Below are 26348 nucleotides of genomic sequence, written 5' to 3'. Positions count from 1 at the left end.
CGACTCATCCCGAAAGGTGCGCTCATGCCCGACGGTCGTTTCCCGCTCAACCGCCGGACCTTCCTTGTCACCACCGGGCTGGCCGCCGGTGCGGCCACCGCGATGTCACCCGCCGCCGCCTCGGCGGCGCCGCGCCGAGAGCCGTCCTCCGACCCGTTCACCCTGGGCGTCGCCTCCGGCGACCCCGACCACGACGGCTTCGTGCTGTGGACCCGCCTGGCCCCACAGCCGCTGGCCGAGGACGGGAGGGGCGGCATGCCGTCCCGCAACGTCCCCGTCCGCTGGGAACTGGCGGCCGACGAGCGGTTCCGGCGCATCGTGCGGCGTGGAGTCGTCACCGCCCGCCCGGAGTCCGCGCACAGCGTCCATGTGGAGCTGAACGGGCTGGAGGCCGGCCGTGACTACTGGTACCGCTTCCGTGTGGAGCGGTACATCTCCCCGGTGGGCCGCACCCGCACCGCGCCCCACCCCCTCACCTACGGCCCGGCGCTGGCCATGGCGTTCGTGTCGTGCTCGCAGTTCGAGCACGGCTACTTCACCGCCTACCGCCGGCTCGCCGAGGAACACCCGGACCTGATCCTGCACTTGGGCGACTACCAGTACGAGTACAAGAAGAACGACTACACCATCCCGGGCGGCAACGTCCGCGACCACGAGGGTCCAGAGACCGTGACCCTGGCCGGCTACCGGCAGCGGCACGCCCAGTACAAGAACGACCCCGACCTGCAGGCCGCGCACGCCGCCGCCCCCTGGCTAGTGGTGTGGGACGACCACGAGCTGGACAACAACTGGGCCGACGAGGTTCACGAGAAGCCGGAGATCCCCCAGCCCGACTTCCTCAAGCGTCGTGCCGCGGCCTTCCGCGCCTACTACGAGAACATGCCGCTGCGCCGCACCTCCGTGCCCCGGGGCATCGACATGCAGCTCTACCGGCGGATCAGGTGGGGACGCCTGGCCACCTTCCACATGCTCGACACCCGCCAGTACCGAGACGACCAGGCGTGCGGGGACGGCTACCGCGACTGCCCGGCCGCCGTGGACCCCGCGCGCACCATCACCGGCGACGAGCAGGAGAAGTGGCTGCTGGAGGGCTTCCGTGCCTCCCGGGCCCGCTGGGACATCCTCGGCCAGCAGGTCTTCTTCGCTCAGCGCGACAACAACGCCGGCCCGCTCAAGGTGACCAGCATGGACGCCTGGGACGGCTACGTGGCCTCCCGCGAGCGCATCACCCGGGGTTGGCTGGAGGCCGGCGTGCGCAATCCGGTGGTGCTCACCGGCGACGTGCACGCCCACTGGGCCAGTGACCTCAAGCTCGACTACGACGACCCGACCTCTCGGACGGTCGGCTCGGAGCTGGTGGCCACCTCCATCAGCACCGGCGGCGACGGCGCCGACTCCAACCCCGCCGACCACTCGTTCCTGAAGATCAACCCGCATCTGCGCTTCTACAACAACCAGCGCGGCTACGTGCTGACCCAGATCTCCAAGACCGAGATGAAGGCCGACTTCAAGGTGCTGCCACAGGTCCGCACGCCGGGCGCCCCGGTGCACACCAAGGCCACGTTCGTCGTTGAGGACCGCGTGCCGGGCGTCCAGCAGACCTACCTGCGCCCGCTGGAGCGGACCATGTCCGCCACGGCCCGGGCCGAGGACCTCGGCCGGCAGACGGTCCGCGACGAGACCGTCCGTCCCTGAGCCCCGCCCCTTCCCCAGCGGCGCGACCGGCCACCGGCCGGTCGCGCCGCCCTCTCAGGCGCCCTTGACGCCGAGGACGTCGTCCAGGTCGTAGGCCACCGGTACTTCGAGCTGGGCATAGCCGCACGAGCGCGGGGTCCGGTCGGTGCGCCAGCGGCGGAACCGCGCGGTGTGCCGGAACCGGTCACCCTCCATCCCGTCGTAGGCGACCTCGCACACCAGCTCCGGGCGCAGCGCCACCCACGACAGGTTCTTCTTGCCCGTCCACCGCGACACCGCGCCCGGCATCCGGTCGGCGACGGCCTCCTGGCTCTGCCGCGCCCACCCCTCCCAGGGGTGGCCGGCCAGGTCGTCCATCCGGTACGGCCGCAGCTCCTCGACCAGCTCGGCGCGGCGCTTCATCGGGAAGGACGCGGCCACCCCGACGTGCTGGAGCGCGCCCCGGTCGTCATAGAGGCCCAGCAGCAGCGAACCGACGACCGGGCCGGACTTGTGCCAGCGGAAACCGGCCACCACGCAGTCGGCGGTCCGCTCGTGCTTGACCTTGAACATCAGCCGCTTGTCCGGCTCATAGGTGATGCCGCGCGGCTTGGCCACGACCCCGTCCAGCCCGGCGCCCTCGAACTCCTCGAACCAGCGCAGCGCGGTTTCGTAGGAGTCAGAGGCGATGGTGACGTGGATCGGCGGGCCGGCGTCGGCCAGCGTCTCCTCCAGCCGCCGGCGGCGCTCGCCCAGCGGGACGTTCAGCAGCGCCTCCTCGCCCACCGCCAGCAGGTCGAAGGCGACGAACGAGGCGGGGGTGGTCTCGGCCAGCAGCCGGATCCGGGAGGCGGCCGGGTGGATGCGCTGCTGGAGGGCGTCGAAGTCCAGCACCGGGCCGCGGCGCAGCACGATCTCCCCGTCCACCACGCAGCGGTCCGGCAGCTCCCGCCGGACCGCCTCGACCAGCTCGGGGAAGTAGCGGGTCAGCGGGCGCTCCCCGCGGCTGGACAGCTCGACCTCGTCCCCGTCCCGGAAGACGATGCAGCGGAAGCCGTCCCACTTGGGCTCGTACAGCAGGTCGCCCCGGGGCATGGTCTTGACCGCCTTGGCCAGCATCGGTGACAGCGGCGGATTGATCGGCAGGTCCACACCGCCATCCTGCCCCATCCCCGGCCGCGGGCCGGCGGCGCTTGCCGCGCCCCGGCGGGCGGCCGCGCGGCTATCTGCGGTAACGCAGGAACAGGAAGTCGTCCTCGGTGTACAGCCCCGCCAGCCGCAGGCGCGCGGGCTCGGGGAGCTGCGGGCCGTTGAGGATGCGCGCGGCGTCCCCGGCGACCAGCATCGGGCTGAGCGTCAGGCACAGCTCGTCCAGCACCCCGTCGGCGGCCGCGCGGGCGAGGATCTTCGGGCCGCCCTCGCACAGCAGCCGCCGGTGCCCGCGCGCCGCCAGCTCCTCGACCGCCCGCGGAAAGTCGATACCGTCCCGGCCCGCCACGATCACCTCGGCGACCTGCTCGGCGGCCGTGCGCCGGTCGGCCGGGGCGGTCTCGGTGGTCAGCAGGATCGTCCGGGCGTACGCGGGGGCCTGGGTGAACACCGGCGCGTCCAGGTCCAGGTCCAGCCGCCGGGAGACGATGGCCAGCGGCGGCGTGGCGGGGCGCTCGCCGCGCAGCGCCTGCCAGTCCTCGCCGGATCTTTTGACCGGTCCGTACCCCTCGACCCGGACGGTCTCGGCCCCTACGATCACCGCATCGGCCATGCCCCGCAGGGCGAGGAACAGCCGGCGGTCGCCGGGCGAGCCCAGCCGCTCGGTCCGGTCGCCGAACCAGGCGGCGCCGTCGAGGCTGGCGATCATGTTGGCGCGCAGCCACACCCCGTCCGCGGGATAGGCGTACGCCTGCTGGAGGCCGGCGAGATCGGCGGGCAGTGAACGCATTGCCGCAGATTAGTCAATCGAGGCAACCATCTCATCCCGCGGGACGTGTTTCAGGTGGTGCCGGAGGGAGAGCCGTGAACGACGACGCCGATTTCACTCGTTTCGTCCAGGACCGCGGTCCGGAACTGCTGCGCCTGGCGGTGGCGCTCACCGGCGACCGCGACCAGGCCGAGGACGTGGTGCAGGGTGCGCTGGAACGGCTCTACGGGCGGTGGGGCCGCGTGCGCCGGCGCGGTGACCCCGAGTGGTACGTGCGGCGCAGCATCGTCAACGCCGTCCGCGACGGCTGGCGGGGCCGCCGCCGGCATCCGGAGGTGCTCGGCCTGGCCGCCGAGGAGCACTCCGACCAGGTGGCCTACGCGCCCATCGACGAGGTGCTCACCCGGGACGCGGTGCGCGGCGCGCTGGCCTGCCTGCCGCCCCGCCAGCGGATGGTGATCACGCTGCGCTACTGGGGCGGCTGCACCGAGGCCGAGACCGCCCGGCTGATGGGCATCTCGGTGGGCACGGTGAAGAGCCAGGCGCACCGGGCGCTGAAGGAACTACGGGGCCGGTTGCACACGACCGAGATCGCACAGGGGGCGAGGCGATGAACGCCTGGGACGACCCGGAGCGCAGGGAGGAGCTCACCTGGCGGCGGGAGCGGGAGCCCGACCGCGCCGACGGGCTGGCGGAACTGATCCGCGCGACCATCGACGAGGACACCCGGGACCTGGTGTTCCCGGGCGCGATGGCCGAGCGGGTGATCCATGGCAGCCGGGCCCGCCGTCCCTGGAGCCGGATCCACGCGACCATCCTGGTGGGGGTGGTGCTGGCGTCCGGCATGGGGGTGGTGAGCGCGGCGGCCGTCGTCCCCGGGCTGGTCTCCCACGGCGGCGAGCCGACCATGACGGCTCCCAGCACCGGTGCGGGCCCGTCCGCCGCACCCGACCCGAGCCGTCTGGTCGTCGTGGGGTACGTGCCGCGCGGCTGGCGGCGGGTCCCGCTGGTCACCATGCCGGCCGGCGACGCGGACGTCCGCGCCTGGACCGTCAGGTACGAGCCGCAGGGGGTGAGGCGGCAGACGCTGACCGTCAGGGTGGCGGTGGGCCGGGACGGCCTCACCGAGGTCCGGCGGACGGAGACGGCCCGCGGCTCGGTGCTGCGGCCGTACGCGGTGACCGTGGGGCGGGCGCTGACCGTACCGCCGGTGGTGGTGGGCCGAGGGCGCCCGGCCGAGACGCGGGTCTACTGGGAGCCCAGGGCCGGTCTGCTGGTCGGCGTGAGAGGAGTCGGAGTGTCGTCCGCCGAGATCCGCAAAGTGGTCTCCGGGCTCCGCCTCACCGCCTGATCCGGCCGTCCGACCGCGGCGGGCATGATTCGGACATCCCGGCCGGCCCGGGTTCCCCTGCGGTGCCCGCCCTGCTCTCCGGGGCGGCGTCAAGTCCCCGAGGCGGATTCCCGGCGATGTGGTGCACAATGCGTTAATCGAGTGGGACGCCCGTGACAAGGGGCACAGGTTGGCCGCCTGAGGTCTGAGTGACCTCTTGAGTCCGTAGTTTTCTTCCCAGATCTTCTAGACAAAGGTCGACGAATCACCTGACGGTGATCGTCAGGGAGGGGAGAAACGATGCGTGTGAGGTCCGCCCTGCGATATGCGCTGGTCATCGTGGTGACCGCGGTGCTGCCGCTGGGCCTGGCGGTGCGACCGGCCCAAGCCCAGGCCCCCGACTTCACCACGATGGCCGGACGGGCCGTCGCCAAGGTGATGCCCGGCCACGCGCTCCGCGAGCAGGCCGCTCGCCGGCTCGGCTCGCCGCTGCACAAGTCACAGCGCGTCAGGCTGAACACCGCGACGTTCACCGGCCACGGCCGCGTGTTCGTCGTGGCCCGCACCGTCGGCGCGATGCGGGAGGTGACCCGCGCCCAGGCGGCGCCCGGGACCCGGGTCACCGCCCAGCCCGCGCTGCGCCGGCCGGGCGCCGGCACCCGCCGGGCACTGGTCACCTCCAGCGCCGACGAGTGGGGGCCGGGCCTGACCACCCTGTCGTGGAGCGAACGGCCCGGCGTGAACTACCGGATCGCCGTCCGCGGCCCGGTGACGCAGCGCGATCTGGTGCGGCTCGCCCAGGCGCTGCCCAAGGACGGCACCAAGGTCTCCAAGAAGGTCCGCTCGCTGGTGGCCGGGGCCAGGCCGCCGGTGGACCCCGGAGTGGACGGCTCCGGCGGCGTCGGCGTCCAGGGCACCGGCAACAAGATCGTGGACGGGGCGGGCGTCGCCAGCAACGACCTGAGCGACGAGGCGACGCTGTGCAACGGCTGCGGCTACTGGAGCGGCAACTACGCCGGGATGTTCCAGTACCTGCTGTACGCCGACGGCAAGATGGCCTACTCCTCGATCGACTGCCAGTTCGGCGGGCAGACCGCCTCGGCCGCGGCGAACTGGCAGGCCGCCAACGGTCTGGCGGCCGACGGCATCGCCGGCCCCGACACCCGCGGCAGGATGGACAACTACCTGGCCGAGTACGGCGACGGGTACGTCGACTACCTCGGCACCTCGCGGATCCTGAGCTTCCGCCGCATCTCCGACCTGTACTACTACGGCGGCACGCAGATCACCTACGGCTACGGCGGCGGAAGGCTGCCCGCCTGCTGACGCCTCTCCGCAGCGGACGGCCGCCGTCCCGGTGGGACGCCACCGGGACGGCGGCACCCCGTCACAGGCGGCGCAGCACCACCAGCGAGCGGCCCGCCACCTCGACCACGTCGTCGGCCTTGGCCGAGCCCCGCTCGGCGACGCCCTCCGGCCCGGGGAACGCCGCGGTGTCCAGCGCGTACTCCCACCGCTCGCCGAACTCCGCCCCGGGCAGCGTGAACTCCACGAACTGCGAGTGCGCGTTGATCAGCAGCAGGAACGAGTCGTCGCGCACCGGGCGGCCGCGCGGATCCGGCTCGGTGATCGCCTCGCCGTTCAGGAAGACCCCCAGCGACTTGGCGTGACCGGCGTGCCAGTCCTCGTCGGTCATCTCCTCGCCCGCCGGGGTCAGCCAGGCGATGTCGCCGAGCTCGCCGTGCCCGCCTTGGCCCTGGAAGAACCGCCGCCGCCGGAACACCGGATGCTCGCGGCGGATCCGCGCCAGCGTCCGGACGAACTCCACGTCCTCCTCGTCGGCGTCCCAGTCGATCCACGACAGCTCGTTGTCCTGGCAGTAGGCGTTGTTGTTGCCCCGCTGCGTGCGGCCGAGCTCGTCCCCGGCGGTCAGCATCGGCACGCCCTGCGACAGGAACAGCGTGGCCAGGAAGTTGCGCCGCTGCCTGGCCCGCAGCCGGAGGATCTCGGGATCGTCCGTCGGCCCCTCGTAGCCGCAGTTCCAGGAGCGGTTGTCGTCGGTGCCGTCCCGGTTGCCCTCGCCGTTGGCGTCGTTGTGCTTGTGGTTGTAGGCCACCAAGTCCGCCAGCGGGAACCCGTCGTGGCAGGTCACGAAGTTGATCGAGGCGATCGGGCGCCGGTTGTCGTGCTCGTACAGGTCCGAGGAGCCCGTCAGCCGGGAGGCGAACTCCGGCATGGCCGCATAACCGCCCCGCCAGTAGTCGCGGACCGTGTCGCGGTACTTGCCGTTCCACTCGGTCCACAGCGGCGGGAAGTTACCGACCTGGTAGCCGCCCTCGCCCACGTCCCACGGCTCGGCGATCAGCTTGACCTGGGAGACCACCGGGTCCTGCTGCACCAGGTCGAAGAACGCCGCCAGCCGGTCCACGTCGTGCAGCTCACGGGCCAGCGCCGAGGCCAGGTCGAAGCGGAACCCGTCCACGTGCATCTCGATGACCCAGTACCGCAGCGAGTCCATGATGAGCTGCAGCGCGTGCGGATGCCGCACGTTCAGCGAGTTGCCGCAGCCGGTGTAGTCGAGGTGGTACCGCTTGTCGTCGTCCCGCAGCCGGTAGTAGGCGGCGTTGTCGATACCGCGGAAGCACAGCGTCGGGCCGAGATGGTCGCCCTCGGCGGTGTGGTTGTAGACCACGTCGAGGATCACCTCGATGCCCGCCCTGTGCAGGGCCCGCACCATCGACTTGAACTCCAGCACCTGCTCGCCGCGCTGGCCCGAGGAGCTGTAGGCGTTGTGCGGCGCCAGGAATCCGATGGTGTTGTAACCCCAGTAGTTGGTCAGCCCCCGCGCCACCAGCGCGTGCTCGGGGATGTTCTGGTGAACCGGCATCAGCTCGACGGCCGTCACGCCCAGATCCAGCAGGTGGTCGATCATCGCCGGATGGGCCAGGCCCGCGTACGTCCCCCGCTGGTGCTCCGGGATCGCCGGATGCAGCTTCGTCAGCCCCTTCACATGGGCCTCGTAGATCACCGTCTCGTGGTAGGGGGTCCGGGGCTGCCGGTCATCCCCCCAGTCGAAGAACGGGTTGATCACCACGTTCTTCGGCATGTACGGCGCGCTGTCGTCGGCGTTCAGCACGCCGGGGTCGCCGAACCGGTAGGAGAACAGCGACTCGTGCCAGCGCACCTCGCCCTCGACCGCCTTGGCGTACGGGTCCAGTAGCAGCTTGGCGGGGTTGCACCGGTGCCCGTGCCGGGGCTCGTACGGCCCGTGCACCCGGTAGCCGTACCGCTGCCCGGGCCCGACGCCGGGCAGGTAGCCGTGCCACACGAACCCGTCCGTCTCGGGCAGGTCGCAGCGCGTCTCGGTGCCGTCCTCATCGAACAGGCACAGCTCCACCCGCGTCGCCACCTCGGAGAACAGCGCGAAGTTGGTCCCGGTCCCGTCCCAGGTGGCGCCCAGTGGATAGGCCTCGCCAGGCCATACCTCCGGCATGCTCTCCCCGCCCCTCGGCTCGTGCTGGCAACGGTCCCCGATTGTTCCCTACCCGGCCCTCCGCGCGGGCGGCACTCGTGGACACACCTGTTTACCGCACGGTAGGTTCTTCCGCCCAAACCTCCAAAACCGGCCTTCCCCACCGCCTCAACCGGCGGTCAGGCGCCAGACCACCTCGTCGCCGGCGTGGTCGGCGGTGGGGCGCAGGCCGAGTTTGCGGGCCACGGCCACCGAGGCGGCGTTGTCGGGGTGGATGTTGGCGCGGATCACGGTGATGCCCTGGGCGTGGAGCCAGCCGATGAGGGCCCGGGCGGCCTCGGTGGCGAAGCCGAAGCCCTGGTAGGGCATGCCGATGACCCAGGCGACGGCGGCTTCGGGCCCCGGGGTGACGGTGGCCTGGACGGTGCCGACGGGCCGGCCGTCGCGGCGGCGGCGGACGATCCAGTTGAGCCAGGCCTGCTGGTGGTAGGGGGCGGGGCCGGTGACCAGATGCCGGTAGCGGGCCCGCAGTTCGGGGAGGGGCAGCGGCGCGCCGCCGATGTGGGTGTGCAGGCGCGGGTCGTCCAGGACGGAGACCATCTCCTCGGCGTGCTCGACTCTGAGCGGCTCCAGCAGAAGCCGCTGGGTGGTGATGGTGTCGATCGCCGGGCCGAGCATTCAGCGCGTCCAGACGCCGGGGGGATGGGAGTCCGGCGACAGCCACAGACACGGCTGGGAGCCGGCCAGAGCCGGGTCGCTGCCGGGCTGCCACGGGTACCGGCCGTCGGCGTCCGGCCACACCACCTGCAGGAAGGGCAGCGGCGGGTGGCGGTAGAAGCGCAGGGCCTCGCCCAGCAGGCGGTCGTACCACTGCGCGTGGACCGGGCGCAGGGCGACCGGGTGGCGTTCGGTGGCGTCCCGGCGCTCCTGGCCGGGGGCCGGGGGCAGGCCGGCGGCGGCGCGGTCGCCGAGGTTGTTGACGATCGTCTGCATGTCGTACGGCTCCAGCCCGAAGACCGCCAGCTCGGGAACGCGGTGGGTGTGCCACAGGCCGGCGGTGAACGCCCAGCCCGGCCGGCCGTCACGGGGCGCGATGAGGACTACGCTCCAGCCGTACTCCTTGACGTGCACGATCGTGCGCAGCTCGAAGTTGCCGAGACGGTCGCGGTCGCCGTAGTCGTGGCAGATGATGCAACGGCAAGCGGACCCCATGGATCAGAGCTTAGGCGTTTCGATCGCCGCTACGCCCCGGGGTTCGCGCGCAGCAGAGCGGCGATCAGGTCGGCGATCGCCCGGCCCATCCGCTCCCGCTCGGCCACCGGGTCCGCGGCGGCGGAGATGAGGTTGCCCGCCTGGTTCAGCGCGCCGAACAGCGCGTGGGCGAGCGGCTCGGCGTGCCCGTCCGGCACCAGGCCGTCCCGGGCGGCGCCGCGCAGCGCCGACAGCAGCAGGCGGCGTGCGCAGTAGGGGTCGTCGAAGCGCAGGGAACGTTCCCAGCCGAGGACGGACGGGCCCTCGCGCAGCAGGATCCGCTGCACCCGCGGCTCCATGCAGGCGTCCAGGAAGGCCAGCACGCCCGCGGTGATGCGGGCGGCCGGGTCGGCGGGCGCGGCGGCCGAGGCGGCGGCGCAGCGGGCGAAGATGTCCTTCTGGATCTCGACGTGGACCGCCTCGAAGAGCTGCTCCTTATCGGCGAAGTGGTGGTAGAGGGCGCCGCGGGTGACTCCGGCGCGGCGGACGATCTCGGCGGTGGACGTCCCGGCGAAGCCCTGCTCGGTGAAGAGGGCGACGCCCGCGTCGACGAGTTGGGCGCGCGTCGCGTCGCCCTGCTCCACCTTGCGGTTCATGACGTCATCGTAGGAGATGTACGTTCACGCTCTCGTCCAGGCCGAGGGCGGTGGGGTCGGTGCGGCCGGAGGCGGCCAGCACGAAGCGCATCGGGTCGCCGGTGACCGTGGGGCCGCCGGTGCCGACCCGCCGGGGCGGCAGGCCGTCGAGGTCGAGCGTCAGTGGGCCGCGTTCCAGGCGGGACAGCTCCTGGACCAGCCAATACACGCTGGCGGTCAGGCCCGGCCCGGTCGTGTCGTGCGGCCGGCCGAGCGCGGCGCTGATGTCGTTGTGGTGGACGAACGTGTCGTACCACAGCGTCAGGATGCCGTTGCCGATCGTGCGCGCGGCGACCGGGCTGGGGGCGTGCCAGGTGTCGTCGTCGAGCCGTTCCAGGAAACCGCGCAGCCGGCCGGAGGCGGTGCTCAGCAGGTCGGCGATCTCCTTGGGGGTGCTGCCGCGCAGCGCCCGCGCCTGTTCGTCCGGGCTGCGGCCGCCGATGGTGCCGTCCACGGACTCGACGGCGTTGGCGGCGACGTGCGCGGCGACGTCGCACACCTGCCAGCCCGAACAGCGGGTCGGCGCCCGCCACTGCTCCTCGCTGAGGGGCGCCACCAGGGCGGCGAAGGTGGCGTGCTCGTCAGCGAGCCCCCGCACCACCTGGTCCCGGGTCGGCTCTGCGGTCGGTGTCATCTCGGTGCTCCTTTCGCGCGGTCGGCACGAATTTACATACATGCAGTCTGTATGTACAGGGCCCGACTGTCGGACGACTCGGGCGGTTGCGCCGCCGTCCCGGTGCCGCACGAGTTCCGGCGCGTCTGCGTGCTCGTGGCCGGTGGCCGGTGGGCGGTGGGCGGTGGGCGGTGCGCTGGGAGCACCTGCCGCCGGGGTGGGGAACGGGCTATCGGCGGTCGGGTGGGGGAGCCGGTGGTTCCAGCATGGGCACCAGGAACCGCCGGGCCACCGCGGCCAGTTGCTCGTCGTCGTCGAGGTCGATGAGGTGGCTGGGGATCGCCAGGAAGGAGGCAGAGATCCGGACCATCAGTTCGGCCACCAGATCGGTGTCCAGGTCGCCCGACACGTTGCCCGCGTGTTGCTCGCGGCGGAGCTGGCCCGCGACGAACTGCCGCACGGTGGCGAGGGTACGTCCCCCGTCGCTGATCATGGAGGGCACCAGCAGGTCCGGTTCCGTGTCTATCAGGCCGCCGATCAGCGGGTTGCTCCGGATGGCGCGCATCGAGCTCACAAAGCCCAGCACCACCCGGTCGGCGGCGGTCTCGGCCTGCTCGATGTCGATGAGGAACTGGTCGAAGTACCGGCGGAACTCCCGCCGCACCACGTGTTCGACCAACGCGTTCTTCGTGGCGAACCGCCGGTAGACGGTGATCCGGGAAACCCCGGCCCGGCGGGCCACATCCTCCATGGTGGAGCGCTGGATGCCCGTCCGGCAGAACTGCTCGTACGCCGCGTCGAGTACGCGCGCGCGGGTCTCGTCCATGTCGTCGACCTGTTCGACGGCGTCGCTGTATGCACGTTCGAGCAGTGACTCCGTGCCCGAGGCCGTCATGAGGGCGGACAGCGCAGGTTCCATGGTCTCCTCCTGAGTCGCCTGATTCTGCCTCACCTTCCGCCGGCCACCGGGGTGTTCGGGTCTTGTGGCGGCCGCCACAGTGTGCTGTTATTGGACATGCCGTCGATGATACGCAGATGCAACATGCGTTTCACCGTATCAGGGCGGTGTCTCACCCCCGAGGAGGAACGATGGACAAACCCAGCAGGCGCAACGTGCTGATGGCGGGCGGAACGTTGGGCGCGGTCGGTGCGCTGAGCGCCGCGACGCCCGCGCACGCGGGCTCACTGTGGACATGGTCGCCCACGGGCTCGGTAGCAGGCACGGGAGAGGGTGCCGACCCGCGCTGGGTGTGGGACGAGGAGGCCGACCAACTGGTCGCCGCGCTGATCGACCGGGGTGACGTCCCCAGGGTCAACCGACTGCTGCGCACCTGGACCAAGAACGGTCAGCCGCTGCCCAGTGGACTGCCGGCGGACCTGCGGGACTTCATGGAACGCGCCCGCCGGTTGCCGTCGTGGGCCGACCAGGGCAAGCTCGCCACCGCGGTCAACTTCAACGAGAAGCGAGGGCTCTACCTCGGCGTGACCTACGGGTTCGCCAGCGGGATGATGAGCACGGCCATCCCCAAGGAGGCGCGCGCGGTCTACTACTCCAAGGGTGGCGCGGACATGCGGGACCGCATCACCAAGACCGCCAAGCTCGGGTACGACATCGGGACGTCGAACGCCTACAAGCCCACCGGCGAAATGGTCGTGACCTGCGTCAAGACACGACTGGCGCACGCGGGCGTACGCCACCTGCTGCCCAAGTCCCCGCACTGGTCGAAGGTCGCCGACGAGGAGATCCCGATCAGCCAGGCGGACATGATGGTCACCTGGCACAGCCTGCCCACGACCGTCATGCAGAACCTGGCCAAGTGGAAGGTGCCGATCCCCGCCGCCGAGTCCGAGGCGTTCCTGCACTCGTGGCAGGTGTGCGCGCACATGCTCGGTATCAAGGACGAGTACATCCCCAACTCGTGGGCCGAGGCCAACGCCCAGGCCAAGCAGGTCCTGGACCCGATCCTGGCCCCGACGCCCGAGGGCATCAAGCTGGCCGACATCCTGCTCAACATGGGCACGCTCGTCCCGGGCGGTCCCCTCAGGTACATCACCAAGCCCATTCTCGGCTCGCTCACCCGCTACATACTCGGTGACGAGATCGCCACCTGGCTGAAGATCCCCAGGGAGCCGCTGTGGGACGGGGTCTTCGAGACTCTCTGGGAGCCCTTCGTCGCCGTCCGCGAGGGCCTGCTCTCGCTGGAGCAGGCGCCGGGGGCCCTGCAGAAGTTCTACTGGGCCTTCGACGAGATCCTCCGCCTGGGAGTTCTGCTCGTCCTGTCCGGAGCGGACCTGCCGATCAGCATCGAGATCCCGGACGCCAACAACCCGAACTACCCCTGAGTCGGTCCCGCGGCCCCGCGGGCGCCGCGAGGACTCCGGCCCCGGCCCGCTGTTGCGCGGGCCGGGGCACCGGCACTGACCTCGGGCTCGGAATCCGACGGGTTCCGAGCCCGAGGCGTTCGCGCGCCGCCCGCCGGGGCGGCCGTCGCCGCTCTCCGAGGGGCACTGGCCGAAAGGCGGGTCATCCCATCCGCACGTCACATCGGGCGGTTCGCCAGGGCTCGTTCCAGGCGTTCCTGGGCACGTGCGGCCTGGCGGGCGCGGTAGGCGATGGGCATGTAGCGCACACGCTCGGGCAGCAGCGGGGTGGTGCGGCCGATGACCGCTCCGATGGCGCGCAGCCGGCGCTCGTCGGCCGCGCTCCACGACAGGCCCAGCTTCTCCCGCGCGCCGGGCGGCAGCGTGCCGACGGTGACGAGGCGGGCCAGCCGCCCGCCCGCCAGGCTGACCGGCGTCAGCGCGGGACGCAGCGCCGCCGGGACGGTGGGCGGGACCTTGTCCATCCGGTCCAGGACCTCCAGCGCGACCTTGTGCGGCACCAGGGTGTTGGCGACCATGTCGTCGAAGTAGGTCCAGTAGTCGGCGATGGTGGCCGGGAACATCCGCTCGGGGACCTGCAGGATCCGGCCCAGGTTCAGGAACTCCTCGAAGACCTGCTGCTCCTCCTCGGGGGTCGGCGGCCTGGGGGAGAAGTACCGGGACGCGGCGACGGCGGCGTAGAAGCCGGTCAGATGCACCCAGGCCCAGGCGTCGGCGGCCAGCGCGTGGTGCCGGCGGCCCTGTTCGTCGACGGCGCTGAGCGGCTTGTGCATCGTGCGGAGCCGTCGTCCCTCCTCCAGCGCCGCCTGGCCGCCGTACACCCAGGTCTGCACCGAGGCGAAGCTGCGCGCCGCGCGTCCGACCGGGTCGGTGCGGAAGCTCGACAGCTGGTCGACCACCGTGCCGATCGCCGGATGCATGGCCTGCAGGATGAACGCGCAGTTGCCGCCGAGCGCCGAGGCGTACAGGCCGATCTGGTCCCACAGGATCGAACCCGGGCCGAAGGGGACGGGCTCGGGCGGGCCGGCCGGCTTACGGGTCTCGACGTCTGCGCTCTCAGTCACCGTCATTGCTCGCAACTCCTCTCGAAAAAGGGGACGCTGTAAGCTAAACGCGCATAAGTAGTCGCTTACAAGTCGCGTTTGGAAGGGCCCTGTCCATGCCCCGCCCACCTGGGGTTTCGCCTCGAAGAAACCCCCGTCAGGACCGTTCGCGCCGGACGGTGGAACGCATCGTGGACGCCGCCGCTCGCGTTCTGGCCGAACGCGGGTACGAGGGCGCCTCCACCAACCGGATCGCCCAGGCCGCCGGCGTCGGCATCGGTTCGCTCTACCAGTACTTCCCGAACAAGGACGCGATCGTGGTCATGGTGCTGGACCGGTTCGCCGACCGGCTCGCCGACCGGCTCGACGCGCAGATCGAGGCGACCATGGCCGAGCCGTGGCCGGTGGCGGGACGCGCGCTGCTCGACGCGCAGATCCGGCTGCTGGAGGAGGACGCCGGGCTGCTGCGCGTCATGGTCGAGCAGGCCCCGCGGCTCGGCCCGTTCGACAAGTCGCTGGCGCTGCAGCGGCGACTGACCGACCTGGTCCGCGTCTACCTGCTGCTGAACCACGAAGAGTTCCGCGAGGACCTGGACGTCGAGGCGGCCCTGTGGATCCTCGCCGAGGCCGTCGGCATGCTCTCGATCAGGTACGTCCTGGACCGCCCGCCCATCTCCCACGAGCGGATGGTGGACGAGCTCGCCGAGCTGATCATCGGCTACCTCCGCGCCTGACCCCGCCGCCGCGCCGGGCCACCGCGCACCCGGTGGCCGGCCGGCTGCGGCCGATCAGGCGACCGTGGAAGGTCGCACGGTCATGGCGGCGGCGTGGTGGACGGCGCCCACGTGGTCTGCACCAGCGAGGGCAGCACGTCCTCGATGAGGTGCAGCAGGACCTCCCGCAGGAGCAGGTGCACCTGGGGGCGGGTCAGCCGGCCGTACTTGAGCCATTCACGGGTGGTGGCCTCGGCCATGGCGGAGTAGCCGCGGAAGGCGGCCCGGATCTCGGGATGCTGTCGTGACAGCGCGGTGAAGCCGACGACCTCGGTCATGTGGTCGACGGCGCGGTCACGGGCCCGGTCGAGGATGCGTTCCAGGTCGGCGTCGCCGCCCGAGGCGGTCATGTCCAGGGCGGTGGTCCAGGTCTGACGGTTGCGTTGCAGTAGTTCCAGCCAGGCGTGGAGGCCGTGGTCGACGCGGTCACGGACGCTGGCGCCCTCGACGAAGGCCGGGACGGGCACCGGCGGCACGTTCATCATCTGGCTCACGGCCGCCAGGTACAGCTCGCGTTTGGTGCCGAAGTAGTGGTTGAGCAGGCCACGGCTGACGCCGGCGGCGGCGGCGATCTCGGTGTTGGACACGGTGGTGTAGGGGCGGCGGCTGAACAACTCGCGGGCACAGGCCAGGATCTGGTCGCGTCGCTCGTCGGGCTCCTTGCGGACGCGGCGCGGCGTCGCCTCGTTCGCCCCTTGCTGCTTCATCGTGGCCTCACTGTTGTCACCGGCGCCGATGCTCCGACGATACCCGCGGGGCACCACTGCGACCGGAGACGGCCGGGCACGGTCGACGTGCCCCGTGCGGCGGTCAATCGCTGGAGGGGGACGCGGAGGGGGCCGGCAGGGGGGCTCCGTCACCCTGGCGCTGCCCGCCCTCGCCATCGGTCATGGTCTCGTCGGCGGCCCCGATCGAGGTCACCTCGGTGACCCGCCACCGCTCGCCCGTACGGGTCAGCCGCATGTCCAGGTGGGAGCCCAGGACCCGGCGCGTGCCGGCGGAGCTGTGCACCTCCGAGTCCATGACCACGATGGCGCGGGCCGTCGAGCCCTCGATGTCACCGAGGTAGACGGCCCGCACGGTCGCGGTCGCGTCGGCCTTGAGCTTGGCGATGACACCCTCCAGGCCACCGGTGAACGCGGCGTCGTAGGTCTTGGCGAAGTCGTCCGACGCCAGCGACAGCACCCGGTTCCTGGCCGCCTGGAGGTTGCGGTGGTCGTAGCTGAGCAGCGCCTGCCCGAACTCGCCGGCCCGCGCACGCACGGCCCGCCGGTCGGCCTCCCGCTGCTCGGCCTGATCGGCCTGGTGCCACTGCAGCCCAGCGGTGATGACGGAGGCGACCAGCGCGATCAGGACGGCGGCCCTGGTCAGCGCTGCCCCGGACAGAACGCGGTGACGGAAGGCGCCCGGGCGGCCACGCCCCTCGCCGTCCGCCTCCGCCTTTCCCGTCTTCCCCGTCTTCGGCTCGTCGGCCGTGGAGTCCGTTGCCGTGGAGTCCGCCGCATCGGAGGCCGCCGTCTTCGGCTCGTCGGCCGTGGAGTCCGCTGCCTTCGGCTTGGCCGTCTTTGGATCCTCGGCGCCCGGCTCCGCCGCCTTCGTCCCCGCGGCCTTCGTGTCCTCCGCCTTCGTGTCCTCCGCCTTCGGCGTCACGGCCTCGGGGTCGTCGGCGTCCTGGCCTTCGATGCCCGGGGGCTCTTCGGTCCTCGTCTCGGCTGCCACTGTCTCCTCCAGAGGGGTCATCTGCGCGTGCGGACACGGAGTCGTACGGCCCGGGCGGCGACGGCCAGCAGCACGACCACGCCGATTCCCGGCGGCACCAGCGGAAGCCAACGCGAGGACGCCGACGGGTCGCCGGTGGAGTTCACCGGGCGCGCCGACAGAGTGGGGTCTGCGGTCCCGGCGGTCGTCCGCTGCGTGTCCCGGGCGGACGCGGGCGTCTTGCCGGAGGCTCCGGCCCTCTTGCCCGTCTTCTCCGTCGCCGAGCACAGGGGCACGGCGGGCGACGCGGGCCGTGGCAGGGGCCTGGTGTACTCGGCGGCGGCCTGGGAACCGCCGAGGGTGATCACGGGTGTCACACGCAGGTAGGCGCCGGAGGCGTCCCGGGCGGTGATGTCGCCGACCAGGGCCCGGAGCGTGGGCACCATCGTCAGGACGTGCCGGATCTTGGCCGAGTTGGCGTCGGTGAGAAGCGGCCTGGTCTGCGTACCGGTGGCCGTGAGCAGGCAGCCCAGCCCAGGACGCGCAACGCGCAGCAACCGGTTGGCCTCCCGCAGCCGTCCCGGACCCTGCTCCAGGACGGTGTCGAGGTCGGCGCGGCTCCGCCGTACCGAGGAGGTGAGCACGGCCAGGTCGTTGACGCCCGAGGCGAGCTGGTACCGGTGGTCGGAGAGCGTGGCCGTCAGGCGGGTCAGTTCTACCGACAGCGCGTCCAGCGTCCCGGCGTTGGCGGCGAGGGTCCGGGTGAGCTGGTGGGTGTCGCCGATGATGTCGTTGATGGAGTTGCCCCGGCCCTGCAGCCCGGTGGCCGCCTCGTGCACCAGTGTGCGGGCGTCGCGCGGGTCGACGGCCCGCAGCGTGGTGCTGAGCCCGGCGAACAGCTCCTGGTAGTCGACGGTGCCGGCGGTGCGGGCGAGGGGGATGTGGCCGCCGTCCTTCAGCACGGCGGTCCCGGGGTGGGACGGCTGGGTCAGCTCGATGTACGGCTCGCCGACAGCCGACTTGCGCAGCACCCGGGCGCCGACGCCGGCGGGGACGCGTGCGTCCCGGTTCAGGTCGAGCCGTACCGCCACATGACCCTGGCGCAGCCGGACGGCGCCGACCTTGCCGACCCGCACGCCCAGGTGGGTGACCTCCAGGTCGGAGTTCAGCCCCGGGGAGGTGGCGAAGTCCGCGGTGACGTGGAAGGGCCGTTCGAGCGCGTCGATGCTGATGATGCTCCGTACCGCCCATACGGCCAGCACCACGCCGAGCAGGGAGAAGAAGGCCAGGTTGACGGCGATGCGGGGTTCTCTCATGGGCGTGGCCCCATCAGCTTGCTCAAGGGCTGCCGCTGTGCCGCCTGGGAGGCGGTCCCGGGCTGCGGCAGGAAGCCTTTGATCCACATGAAGAGGAGCGCCTGGCCGCTGTGCGAGACCGACGGGCCGCGCAGGAAGGCCAGTACGGCGTTGGCCAGCACCTTGAGGTCCTGGCCGCCCCGGACCGCGGCGGCCAGCAGCGCGTCGGCGCGTCGCAGCAGGGTGGCCAGGCGCTCGGCGTGCCGGGCCTGCACCCTGGAGTTGACCGAACGGGCGAGTCCCAGCAGTTGCTGGACGGCGCGTTTGAGCTGGGCCCGGTCGTCCTGCAGCCGCTCGGTGGCGAGGGTGATGTTGCCCGGGAGCCGGTCGATCTGCTCCTGGCCGGCGCGCAGCGATCCGCCGATGCGGGCGAGGTCGTCCAGGGCGCGGCCGAGGTCCCGGCTCGCGGCGGCGTAGCTGTCGGAGACGTCGGCGGTCCTCTTGATGAGGGTGTTGAGCCGGCGTCCCTGGCCGCCGAGGGCGGTCGCGGACTCACGGGTGATCGTCGCCAGGTCCTGGCCGCCCAGCGCGGCCAGCAGGGGACCGAGCCGCTGGCTGATCTGCTCCAGGTCGGGCTGGACGGAGGTCTGCCCGATCGCGGCGCCGCGGGCCAGGAACGGCCCGGTGCGCAGGTCGCGCCCGCGGGGCGGGTCCAGCCGCACGTAGTTCTCGCCCAGCAACGAGGTCTTGGCGATGGTCGCGGTGGTGCCGACCGGGATGCGGCGGTCGTCGCGCAGCGCCATCGTCACCTTGGTGCGGTATCCGGTCAGGCGGATGGCGGTGACGGTGCCGACGCGGATGTCGGAGATCTGGACGCTGTGCCCGACGACCAGGCTCTGCACGTCGTCGAACGTGGCCGTGAGGACCATGTCGCCGCGCGGCGCGCCGATCGTCTGGAGGGAGCAGCCGCCGGTGACCAGGGCCAGCGCCAGGGGCGCGGCGAGGGCGGCGGCCAGGGGCGGGCGTGTCCTCATGGGCCGGAGGGGCCGGCGGCGGGGCTTGTGGGCGTTCACGGCCGGGTCCTCCCGGGCGGGTCGGTGCAGGTGGCCAGTTCGGGCCTCCCCTCCAGGCAGGGCACGGTGCCCCAGCCCATCGCGGTGAACAGCGGCTGGAGCCAGGCGCGCAGGGTGCCGTGTACGACCAGGCGGATGGTGGCGACGTGGTTCTTGCGGTCCCATGCCCGGACGGTCACGTCGGCGAAATGCCCCAGCGCGGTGATGGCCTGTTCCAGTGCCCCGGCGTTGGCCTTGAGCGTCATCACGATGTTGGACAGGTCGGTGACGGCGCCGGGGAGGGTCTCCTGGTAGGCGGTGATCAGGACCTCGCTCCTGCGGATCACGGCGGCGAGCCCCTCGACGAACTCGCTCAGCCGGGCGCGTTCCTCGGCCAGCGAGCGGCTGGTGGTGGAGAACGACTCGATGAGCTCGCCGAGGCGGCGGTCGCGACGGTTGAGGTCGGCCGCCAGCGTCCGCAGTCCCTCGGCGAGCGAGACGATCCGTTGGTCGTGGGCTGCCAGGTTGTGGGTGAGGGAGGCGGTGCCGCGCAGCGCCTCGTTGAGGTCGTCACCGTGTCCCCGCAGGCCGTCGGCGCCGCGTTCTACGGCCGTGCCGAGCCGCTGCGCGTCGATCGACCGGTTCAGCCGGGCGAACGCGGCGAGCGCGTCGTCGATCTCGACCGGCAGTTCGGTGCGCTCCTTCGGGATGACCATCCCGGGCGGGGCCTTGGGCTGGCCGGGCCGCCACGCCGGTTCCAGCTGGACGTAGCGCTCCCCGAGCGCGTTGGCCGAGGCGATGACGGCCCGGGCGTCCCGGTGCACCGGCACCGACCCGTCGATGGTCAGGTCCACGCGTACCCGGTCGCCCTCGCCGCGGATGGCGGTGATGCTCCCGGCGTCGGCGCCCATTACCTTCACCCGGGACTGCTCGTACAGCGAGGTCGTCTTGGCGAAGTAGACGGTGATCCGGTAGGTGTCGTCGCCGATCTCCGTCACCGCGCACCCTCCGGTGCTCGCGGCCAGGGCCAGCGCGAACGCCGTTGCGGCCAGGCGTCTCATGGTCCTCCTTCCCGGCCGGGTCCCCGGCCGGCCCCCGCTCCCCGGGCGTCGGGCGGCAGCAGTCTCGCCAGCCCGGCCAGGTCCTGGGGGGACAGCGGCCCGAGACCGGTGGCCACGACCTCCAGCCAGGGGCCGTAGCCGCCCGCGCCCGCCAGCCCGCTCAGCGTCGGGCCCGCCCAGGCGAGCAGCTCGTTGAAGTCCTTCGTGGTGGGGCGCAGGGCGCCCAGGGTGTGGTTCAGGTCGTCGATGACGGCGATCAGCTTGTGCTGCTGCTCGTCGATGAGCCGGGTCATCGCGGTGACCGTCCGGCCCCCGCTGCCCAGGAAGACCGACAGCTCGTCGCGCCGGCGCTTCAGCTCGTCGAGCATGATCTGCACGTTGGTGAGCAACTGGGACAGCTGCCGTTCCTTGGTGCGGGCGAGGTCCATCACGCGTTCACCGTTGGTGAGCAGCTTGTCGATCTGCGGGTCGGACTCCTCGACGGCCTGCGCCAGCTCGGCGAGGTCGGCCAGGGCACGGCCGAGCCGGCCGCGGTCGCGGGCGTCCAGCCGGCCCAGCTCGGACACGATGCGGTCGATGGAGCGGGCGTCGAGCCGGGTGATGGTCCTGGTCGAGGAGTTCAGCAGGTCGCCGGCGGTGGTCGGCGTCGAGGTGCGCTCCAGGGGGATGCGGCGGCGCTCGTCCGGCAGGTCGGCCAGGTGCGGGGTGGTGACCGGGCCGGACAGCCGCAGGTAACGGCCGCCGAGGAGGTTGGCGACCCTGACCTCGGCGCGGGTGGCCGGGCCCAGGTCCACCTCGCCGTCGATCTTCCAGGTGACCAGGACGCGTCCCCGGGCGAAGTCCGGGTCCACCGCGGTGACCTCGCCCGCGCGGATGCCCGCGACCTGGACCTCGTCGCCGGAGCGCAGCCCGCCGGTGTCGGCGAACACTCCGGTGACGGTGTAGCGGTCCTGCAGCAGCCCCCGGGTGCCGACCAGGTACACCCCGACGACCAACGCGATCAGCGTGCCCGACGACACCAGCCCGACGGCGATCCGGTTGCGGTCGCGGAACGATTTCAGTGCCATTCAGCCGCCTCCGACCAGCAGGCGACGCAGCGCGTCGGACGAGTTGAGGGGAACGGCGCTCTTCGTGGTGGTCGCGCCACCGCCCGCGGAGCCGGTGGTGCCCAAAGCGCCGGGCCTGCCGTTGCCGCCGCCGGACTCGCGGGGGCCGGGCAGGCGGGTGGGGTAGGGGCACGGCGGGGCGGCGAGGCTGACACAGGGCACCGCGACCTCGACGTAGCGCCCGTTGTCGGCGGCGGCGAAGATGCGCTGGAGCTTGGGCGCCGCCGATCCCAGGACCTCCACGAGCGCGCCGTTGTTGCGCCGTACGCCGGAGGTGAAGGCCGACAGCCGGGAGATGACGGCCGCCAGTTCCCGGCTGTTGCCCGCCAGCACCTGGTCCGAGGTGCGGACCATGGCCGCCAGCTCGACCAAAGCCTGGTCGATGAGCCGGCGGTTGTCGGCGAACGCTCCGCTCAGCTCGACCAGGTCGTCCACGGCGGCGGCGATCTGCTTGTCGCGGCGGGCGATGATCTCGGTGACGGTCGCGTAGTCGGCCAGCATCTGCCGCAGGGTGGCGCGGCGGGCCGCGATCGTGGACGACAGCTCCTCCACGTTCACCAGCAGCCGGTCCAGCTCGTCGGCGTTGCCGTCCAGCGCCTGCGACAGCGACACCAGCACCTGGTTGACCTGGGTGGGGTCGATGCTGCGGGTCAGCGGGGCGAGCTGGTCGACCAGCGCCCCCGCGTCGACCACCGAACGGGTCCGGGTGATGTGCGCGCCCGGCCGCATCGGCGCCGGGCTGGTGCCGGGGATCAGGTAGACGACCCGGCGCCCCATGGCGTCGCGCCAGCGGATGGCCGCCTCGCTGTCGGCGGGCACCGTGACCGACGCGTTGACGGTCAGGTGCACCCGGGCCCGGCCGTCGACGATCCGCAGTTCGTCGACCCGGCCCACCGGGGTTCCCGCGATCTTCACCTGGTCGCCAGGCTCCAGTCCGCTGGCGTCGTCGAAGGTGGCGGTCAGCGACCAGCCCTCCTCCAGGCTCACCCGGGCGATCTGCGCACCGATGTACACGGTGAGCAGCCCGGTCACGGTCACGAACGCCGCCAGGCGCACCATCAGCGCGGCGCGGGCGCGTCCCCGCGCCGACAGGGAGGCCAGGCGATGCAGCGGGTTCGCCGGTCGTGCCATGTCAGCGACCTCCCGTCGAACCGCACAGGCCGATGATCAACTGGCACGGGTCGGTGGGCAGCAGCCCCTGGGCGCGCATGTAGTTCTTGCCTTCGGGGCCGGGCATCGAGGTCAGCTCCCCGTACAGCGGGAGCAGCCCGTTGGCGGTGCGCACTGCGTTCCCGGCCAGTCCGAGCTGGGCGTAGACCAGGGCGGCGGCGCGTTCGCCGGACCGGAATCCCTGGCCGAGCTGCCCGCCGCGTTTGTCGAAGCCGTGCGACACCAGCGCGGAGATCTCCGAGAGCTGGTCGGCGAACTGGCCGAGGCGGTCCCGTCCGCCCGCGGCCGTCCCGGCGATGAGGGTGTTGGCGTCACCGGAGATGGTGATCAGGTCGTCGCCGGAGCCCGCGCCGGCCAGCGCTCCGGTCAGGCCGGCGGCGTCGTGCAGGAACCGGCGGGCCTCGCTGCGGCGCCGGTACGCGACGTCCATCAGGGTGGAGGTGTGGTCGATGGTGGCGCGCAGCCGCCCGCCCTGCCCGTTCAGGCCCTGCGCGAGAGTGCGCACGATGGTGGCCACCTCGGTCGCGTCGACCGCGCGCAGGGTCGCGTCGGCGTCGCTCAGCAGGTCCGAGAGGTCCTGCGGGTCGGAGGTGCGGGCGATGGTGGCGCCGGAGGCCAGGTAGGGGCCGCCGCGTTCGCCCGCACCCGGGACCAGGTCGACGAACTTGGGGCCGAACGCCGACGCGGGCTCGATCGACGCCGTGGCCGAGGTCGGCACGCGGACTCCCGGGTCCAGGCGCAGGGTCAGGCGGGCGCGGCCCGCGCCGGTGAGCTCGGCCCGTTCCACCGAGCCGACGGTCACGCCTCGGATCTTGACCGGAGCGCCGTCTCCCAGGCCCTGTCCGGCGCGTCCGAACTCGGCCGTCAGGCGCGTCCCCTCCGCCCGGAACGGGCGGGCCACCAGCGCGTACCCCCCCACGGCCACGATGACCAGGGTGAGCAGCGAGACGAGGAGCGCACGCCGGAGCGGGATCTCGTGGTTCATCCGGTCAGCCTCACGGTCGCTCCGCCGCCCCAGAAGACGTAGGACAGCAGCAGGTTCAAGGTGACGATCGTGACGATGGACAGCCGGATCGCGCGGCCCGCGGCGTGCCCCACCCCGGCCGGCCCGCCGGTGGCGTGGTAGCCGTAGTAGCAGTGGATCGCGATCACCGCGAAGGCGAACACCGCGACCTTGATGGAGCTGTACACCAGGTCGATCGTCGGCAGGTACAGCCGGAAGTAGTGGTCGTAGACGCCCGGCGCCAGGTCGAAGAACTCGGTGCTGATCAGCCGGGTCGCGAAGAAGCTGGCGAACAGCGCGATCAGGTACAGCGGCACCAGCGCGATCAGCGCCGCCACCACCCGGGTGCACACCAGGTAGGCGAAGGAGTCGATGCCCATCACCTCCAGCGCGTCGATCTCCTCGGAGATCCGCATCGCGCCCAGTTCGGCGGTGAACGCCGACCCGCACTGGGCGGCCAGCGCGGTGGCGGCGATCACCGGGGTGATCTCGCGGACGTTGGCGAACGAGCCGACCAGCCCCATGAACGACTCGGCGCCGATGGACCGCAGGCCGGTGTAGCCCTGCAGCCCGACCTCGGTGCCGACGAAGAAGGCCATGGTGAAGATCACGAAGATCATGCCGCCGCCGACGACCGTGGCCCCGGCGCCCACCACGACGTCGCTGACGTGCCGCGCGACCGTCCGGGCGTACCTACGGCGCCACACCAGGTCGCGCAGCGAGCACAGCACCACCCGGTACAGGAACACCGGCCACCGAGCCAGGTCGGCGGAGCGCCGCAGCAGCACATCGGCGGTTCCCGCCGCGCGGGCGCCGATCCGGGTGGGAAGGAGCGGGCCGGCCATCAGATCCGGGGCGGGAACGCGACGAAGTACACCGTCGTGATCACGTAGTTGAGGGCGAACACCAGCATGAAGGCGACCACGATCGCCCGGTTGACCGCACGGCCCACGCCCACCGGGCTGCTGGCGCAGTTCATCCCCATGTAGGCGGCGACCACGGCGGCGATCAGCCCGAACAGCCACGACTTCAGCAGCGTGACGACCAGGTCGGACACCTGTAGCAGGGACACCGCGCCGTCGAAGTAGGCCCCGGGCGTGACGTCCTGCAGCAGCACGTTGAACACGAACCCCCCGGCGGCCCCCGCGACGATGACCAGGGACGCCAGCAGTGTCGCCACCATGCTGGCCGCCCACAGCCGGGGGGTGACCAGCCGGTGGATCGGATTGACGGCCATGACCTCCATGGCCGCCAGTTCGTCGCGGATGCGGCGGGCGCCCATGTCGGCCGTCATCGCCGAGCCGCCGGCACCGGCGATGATGAGGGCGGCCGCGATCGGCGCGACCTCCCGCACCAGGCCGACGACGACCGCGCCGCCGGTCGCCGACTGCGCGCCGAGCTGCGCCGCCAACTGGCCGACCTGCAGGGCGACCGTGGCGCCCAAGGGCAGCGACACCAGGATCACCGGCAGGCTCGTGACGCGGGCCAGGAACCAGGACTGCTCGACGAACTCCCAGAACCAGGTGCGCACGTCCCAGGTGCGCCGCAGGCCCTCCAACGCGATGACGAACAGCTCCCCGGCCTCGCCGAGCAGACCGTGGATCCGTGCCGGTACCTGCACTGATGCCATGAACCGTCACCTCCTCCTGGACCGCCTCGCCGTCGGTCGCCGCCGCCCGATCCCCGATGCGGGGGGCGGTCCGGCGGCGAGGCAGGGCCACAGTAACGACTTGTTGGCGATGCGCCAATATCTTCTGACAAATTGACAATAAGATCGCTGGTCTCGCCGGGTGCGGGCTCCGCCCGTTCGGCGTCCGGGCCGATGACGACGACCGTGGTGCATGCTCCCGGCTCACGGGGGACGGCGGATCAGGGCCTCCTCCAGGCTTTCTCGGGCGCGTGCGGCCTGGCGGGCGCGGTAGGCGACGGGTGTGTAGCGGAGGCGTTCGGGCAGCAGGGGAGCGGCGCGGGCGGTGGCCGTGCCGACGGCCTGGAGCTTGCGTTCGTCGGCCGGTGTCCAGGTCAGGCCGAGCTTGCGGCGGGCCCCCTCCGGGAGGGTGCCGACGGCGACGAACCGGGCGAACCTGCCACCCGTCAAGCCGAACGGAACGAGCAGCGGCCGCAGCCAGACCGGGACGGCCGGTGCCACCTTGTCCATCCGTTCCAGCACCTCGAAGGCGACCGGGTGGGGAACGAGGGTGCCGGCGAGCATGGCGTCGAAATAGACCCAGTAGTCGGCCACCGTCGTGGGCAGCATCCGTTCGGGCACCCGCAGGATCCGTCCGAGACCACGGAACTCCTCGAAGATCTGCTCCTCTCGTTCGAGGGTCATCGGGGTCCGGGAGAAGTACCGCAACACTGTGAGGACGGTGTAGTAACCCGACAGATGGGCCCAGGCCCAGGGGCTGGGGGACAGGGCGCGGTGGCGCCTGCCGTCCTGGCCGGCGGCGCTGGGCGGCCTGTGCATCCGGCGGAGCCGCCGCCCCTCCTCGACCGCGGCCTGCCCGCCGTACACCCAGGTCTGCACGGAGGTGAAGCCGCGCACCGCACGCCCCACGGGGTCGGTGCGGAAGCCGGGTAGTCGGTCGACCGCCGTGCCGATCGCCGGGTGCATGGCCTGGAGGATGAACGCGCTGTTGCCGGCGATCGCCGGCAGGTGGAGGCCGGCCTCGTCCCACAGGATCGAGCCCGGCCCGAACGGCCGCGGCCCGGGTGCCCTGACCCGGACCGGGGAGCGGCCGGTGGCCTGGTCTTCAGTCGTCGTCATGGTCCGGCGCCTTTCCCTGCACGGGGGCCGGAGAGCGCCTCGGCCGTCGCCGGGCCGGTGTCGGCCGCGCGGACCGGAGGACCGTCGGGCGGCCGAAGGCGGCCA

Annotated in this window: 26 protein-coding genes; 6 read left to right on the top strand and 20 right to left on the bottom strand. The window is 72.1% G+C overall.

Annotation, left to right across the window (positions count from 1 at the left end; translation table 11 throughout):
• Window positions 1-24 precede the first annotated feature (24 nt).
• Entirely contained in the window at window positions 25-1695 is a 1671-nt protein-coding gene (locus C4U03_RS08570; protein WP_103937152.1) for an alkaline phosphatase D family protein, read from the top strand.
• Between the two features lie 54 nt (window positions 1696-1749).
• Here the strand turns inward: C4U03_RS08570 and C4U03_RS08565 are convergent, their stop codons facing one another.
• Together C4U03_RS08565 and C4U03_RS08560 are read right to left on the bottom strand one after the other, a co-directional pair.
• A complete protein-coding gene (locus tag C4U03_RS08565) occupies window positions 1750-2826 on the bottom strand; it encodes an ATP-dependent DNA ligase (protein WP_103937151.1) in 1077 nt (358 codons plus the stop codon).
• A gap of 70 nt (window positions 2827-2896) precedes the next feature.
• Window positions 2897-3613, bottom strand: a complete 717-nt coding sequence (locus C4U03_RS08560; RefSeq protein ID WP_103937150.1) for a pyrimidine reductase family protein — start codon at window positions 3611-3613, stop codon at window positions 2897-2899.
• Window positions 3614-3687: 74 nt separating this feature from the next.
• Between C4U03_RS08560 and C4U03_RS08555 the strand changes: the two genes are divergently transcribed.
• The 3 genes from C4U03_RS08555 (at window position 3688) to C4U03_RS08545 (ending at window position 6248) form a co-directional block, all read left to right on the top strand.
• Window positions 3688-4206, top strand: a complete 519-nt coding sequence (locus C4U03_RS08555; RefSeq protein ID WP_103937149.1) for a SigE family RNA polymerase sigma factor — start codon at window positions 3688-3690, stop codon at window positions 4204-4206.
• Window positions 4203-4943, top strand: a complete 741-nt coding sequence (locus C4U03_RS08550; protein WP_103937148.1) for a hypothetical protein — start codon at window positions 4203-4205, stop codon at window positions 4941-4943. The genes C4U03_RS08555 and C4U03_RS08550 overlap by 4 nt, the downstream gene beginning before the upstream one ends.
• A gap of 279 nt (window positions 4944-5222) precedes the next feature.
• Entirely contained in the window at window positions 5223-6248 is a 1026-nt protein-coding gene (locus tag C4U03_RS08545; protein WP_103937147.1) for a peptidoglycan-binding protein, read from the top strand.
• 61 nt (window positions 6249-6309) lie between these two features.
• On the opposite strand, the gene glgX is transcribed toward C4U03_RS08545, so the two are convergent.
• The 6 genes from glgX to C4U03_RS08515 all read right to left on the bottom strand — a co-directional run bounded on the left by glgX (window position 6310) and on the right by C4U03_RS08515 (window position 11812).
• A complete protein-coding gene (gene glgX / locus C4U03_RS08540) occupies window positions 6310-8415 on the bottom strand; it encodes a glycogen debranching protein GlgX (RefSeq protein ID WP_103937146.1) in 2106 nt (701 codons plus the stop codon).
• Window positions 8416-8562: 147 nt separating this feature from the next.
• Window positions 8563-9072, bottom strand: coding sequence for a GNAT family N-acetyltransferase (locus C4U03_RS08535; RefSeq protein WP_103937145.1), 510 nt, complete (start codon window positions 9070-9072; stop codon window positions 8563-8565).
• Window positions 9073-9606 (bottom strand): DUF4262 domain-containing protein, encoded by a 534-nt coding sequence (locus tag C4U03_RS08530; protein WP_103937144.1) that lies wholly within the window; start codon window positions 9604-9606, stop codon window positions 9073-9075.
• 29 nt (window positions 9607-9635) lie between these two features.
• Window positions 9636-10241, bottom strand: coding sequence for a TetR/AcrR family transcriptional regulator (locus C4U03_RS42415; RefSeq protein ID WP_103937143.1), 606 nt, complete (start codon window positions 10239-10241; stop codon window positions 9636-9638).
• A gap of 4 nt (window positions 10242-10245) precedes the next feature.
• Window positions 10246-10914, bottom strand: a complete 669-nt coding sequence (locus C4U03_RS08520; protein WP_103937142.1) for a maleylpyruvate isomerase family mycothiol-dependent enzyme — start codon at window positions 10912-10914, stop codon at window positions 10246-10248.
• 208 nt (window positions 10915-11122) lie between these two features.
• Window positions 11123-11812 (bottom strand): TetR/AcrR family transcriptional regulator, encoded by a 690-nt coding sequence (locus C4U03_RS08515; RefSeq protein ID WP_103937141.1) that lies wholly within the window; start codon window positions 11810-11812, stop codon window positions 11123-11125.
• Between the two features lie 170 nt (window positions 11813-11982).
• On the opposite strand from C4U03_RS08515, the gene C4U03_RS08510 reads away from it, so the two are divergent.
• Window positions 11983-13236 (top strand): oxygenase MpaB family protein, encoded by a 1254-nt coding sequence (locus C4U03_RS08510; protein WP_103937140.1) that lies wholly within the window; start codon window positions 11983-11985, stop codon window positions 13234-13236.
• A gap of 197 nt (window positions 13237-13433) precedes the next feature.
• On the opposite strand, the gene C4U03_RS08505 is transcribed toward C4U03_RS08510, so the two are convergent.
• Window positions 13434-14345 carry an oxygenase MpaB family protein gene (locus C4U03_RS08505; protein ID WP_103937139.1) on the bottom strand — a complete coding sequence of 304 codons (912 nt, stop codon included), beginning with the start codon at window positions 14343-14345 and terminating at the stop codon, window positions 13434-13436.
• Between the two features lie 164 nt (window positions 14346-14509).
• On the opposite strand from C4U03_RS08505, the gene C4U03_RS08500 reads away from it, so the two are divergent.
• On the top strand, window positions 14510-15052 hold the full coding sequence (locus C4U03_RS08500; RefSeq protein WP_160146930.1) for a TetR/AcrR family transcriptional regulator: 543 nt from the start codon (window positions 14510-14512) through the stop codon (window positions 15050-15052).
• 80 nt (window positions 15053-15132) lie between these two features.
• Here C4U03_RS08500 and C4U03_RS08495 read toward each other — a convergent pair whose 3' ends face one another.
• The 11 genes from C4U03_RS08495 to C4U03_RS08445 form a co-directional block, all read right to left on the bottom strand.
• Window positions 15133-15798, bottom strand: a complete 666-nt coding sequence (locus C4U03_RS08495) for a TetR/AcrR family transcriptional regulator (protein ID WP_103937137.1) — start codon at window positions 15796-15798, stop codon at window positions 15133-15135.
• Window positions 15799-15901: 103 nt separating this feature from the next.
• Window positions 15902-16810 (bottom strand): hypothetical protein, encoded by a 909-nt coding sequence (locus C4U03_RS08490; RefSeq protein ID WP_103937136.1) that lies wholly within the window; start codon window positions 16808-16810, stop codon window positions 15902-15904.
• 17 nt (window positions 16811-16827) lie between these two features.
• On the bottom strand, window positions 16828-18105 hold the full coding sequence (locus C4U03_RS08485; protein WP_103937135.1) for an MCE family protein: 1278 nt from the start codon (window positions 18103-18105) through the stop codon (window positions 16828-16830).
• On the bottom strand, window positions 18102-19118 hold the full coding sequence (locus C4U03_RS08480) for an MCE family protein (protein WP_103937439.1): 1017 nt from the start codon (window positions 19116-19118) through the stop codon (window positions 18102-18104). Before C4U03_RS08480 ends, C4U03_RS08485 begins: the two co-directional genes overlap by 4 nt.
• 35 nt (window positions 19119-19153) lie before the next feature.
• Entirely contained in the window at window positions 19154-20197 is a 1044-nt protein-coding gene (locus C4U03_RS08475; RefSeq protein ID WP_103937134.1) for an MCE family protein, read from the bottom strand.
• A complete protein-coding gene (locus C4U03_RS08470) occupies window positions 20194-21264 on the bottom strand; it encodes an MlaD family protein (RefSeq protein WP_103937133.1) in 1071 nt (356 codons plus the stop codon). The genes C4U03_RS08475 and C4U03_RS08470 overlap by 4 nt, the downstream gene beginning before the upstream one ends.
• Window positions 21265-22434 carry an MCE family protein gene (locus tag C4U03_RS08465; protein ID WP_103937132.1) on the bottom strand — a complete coding sequence of 390 codons (1170 nt, stop codon included), beginning with the start codon at window positions 22432-22434 and terminating at the stop codon, window positions 21265-21267.
• Between the two features lies 1 nt (window position 22435).
• Window positions 22436-23458 carry an MlaD family protein gene (locus tag C4U03_RS08460; RefSeq protein WP_103937131.1) on the bottom strand — a complete coding sequence of 341 codons (1023 nt, stop codon included), beginning with the start codon at window positions 23456-23458 and terminating at the stop codon, window positions 22436-22438.
• Entirely contained in the window at window positions 23455-24321 is an 867-nt protein-coding gene (locus C4U03_RS08455; protein ID WP_103937130.1) for an ABC transporter permease, read from the bottom strand. The genes C4U03_RS08460 and C4U03_RS08455 overlap by 4 nt, the downstream gene beginning before the upstream one ends.
• Window positions 24321-25106, bottom strand: coding sequence for an MlaE family ABC transporter permease (locus C4U03_RS08450; protein ID WP_103937129.1), 786 nt, complete (start codon window positions 25104-25106; stop codon window positions 24321-24323). Before C4U03_RS08450 ends, C4U03_RS08455 begins: the two co-directional genes overlap by 1 nt.
• A 222-nt stretch (window positions 25107-25328) precedes the next feature.
• Window positions 25329-26243 (bottom strand): oxygenase MpaB family protein, encoded by a 915-nt coding sequence (locus C4U03_RS08445; protein ID WP_103937128.1) that lies wholly within the window; start codon window positions 26241-26243, stop codon window positions 25329-25331.
• Between the last annotated feature and the right edge of the window lie 105 nt (window positions 26244-26348).

The sequence above is a fragment of the Thermomonospora echinospora genome, from assembly GCF_900108175.1.
Lineage (GTDB): Bacteria > Actinomycetota > Actinomycetes > Streptosporangiales > Streptosporangiaceae > Thermomonospora > Thermomonospora echinospora.
This window is presented reverse-complemented; position numbering and strand designations above follow the sequence as displayed.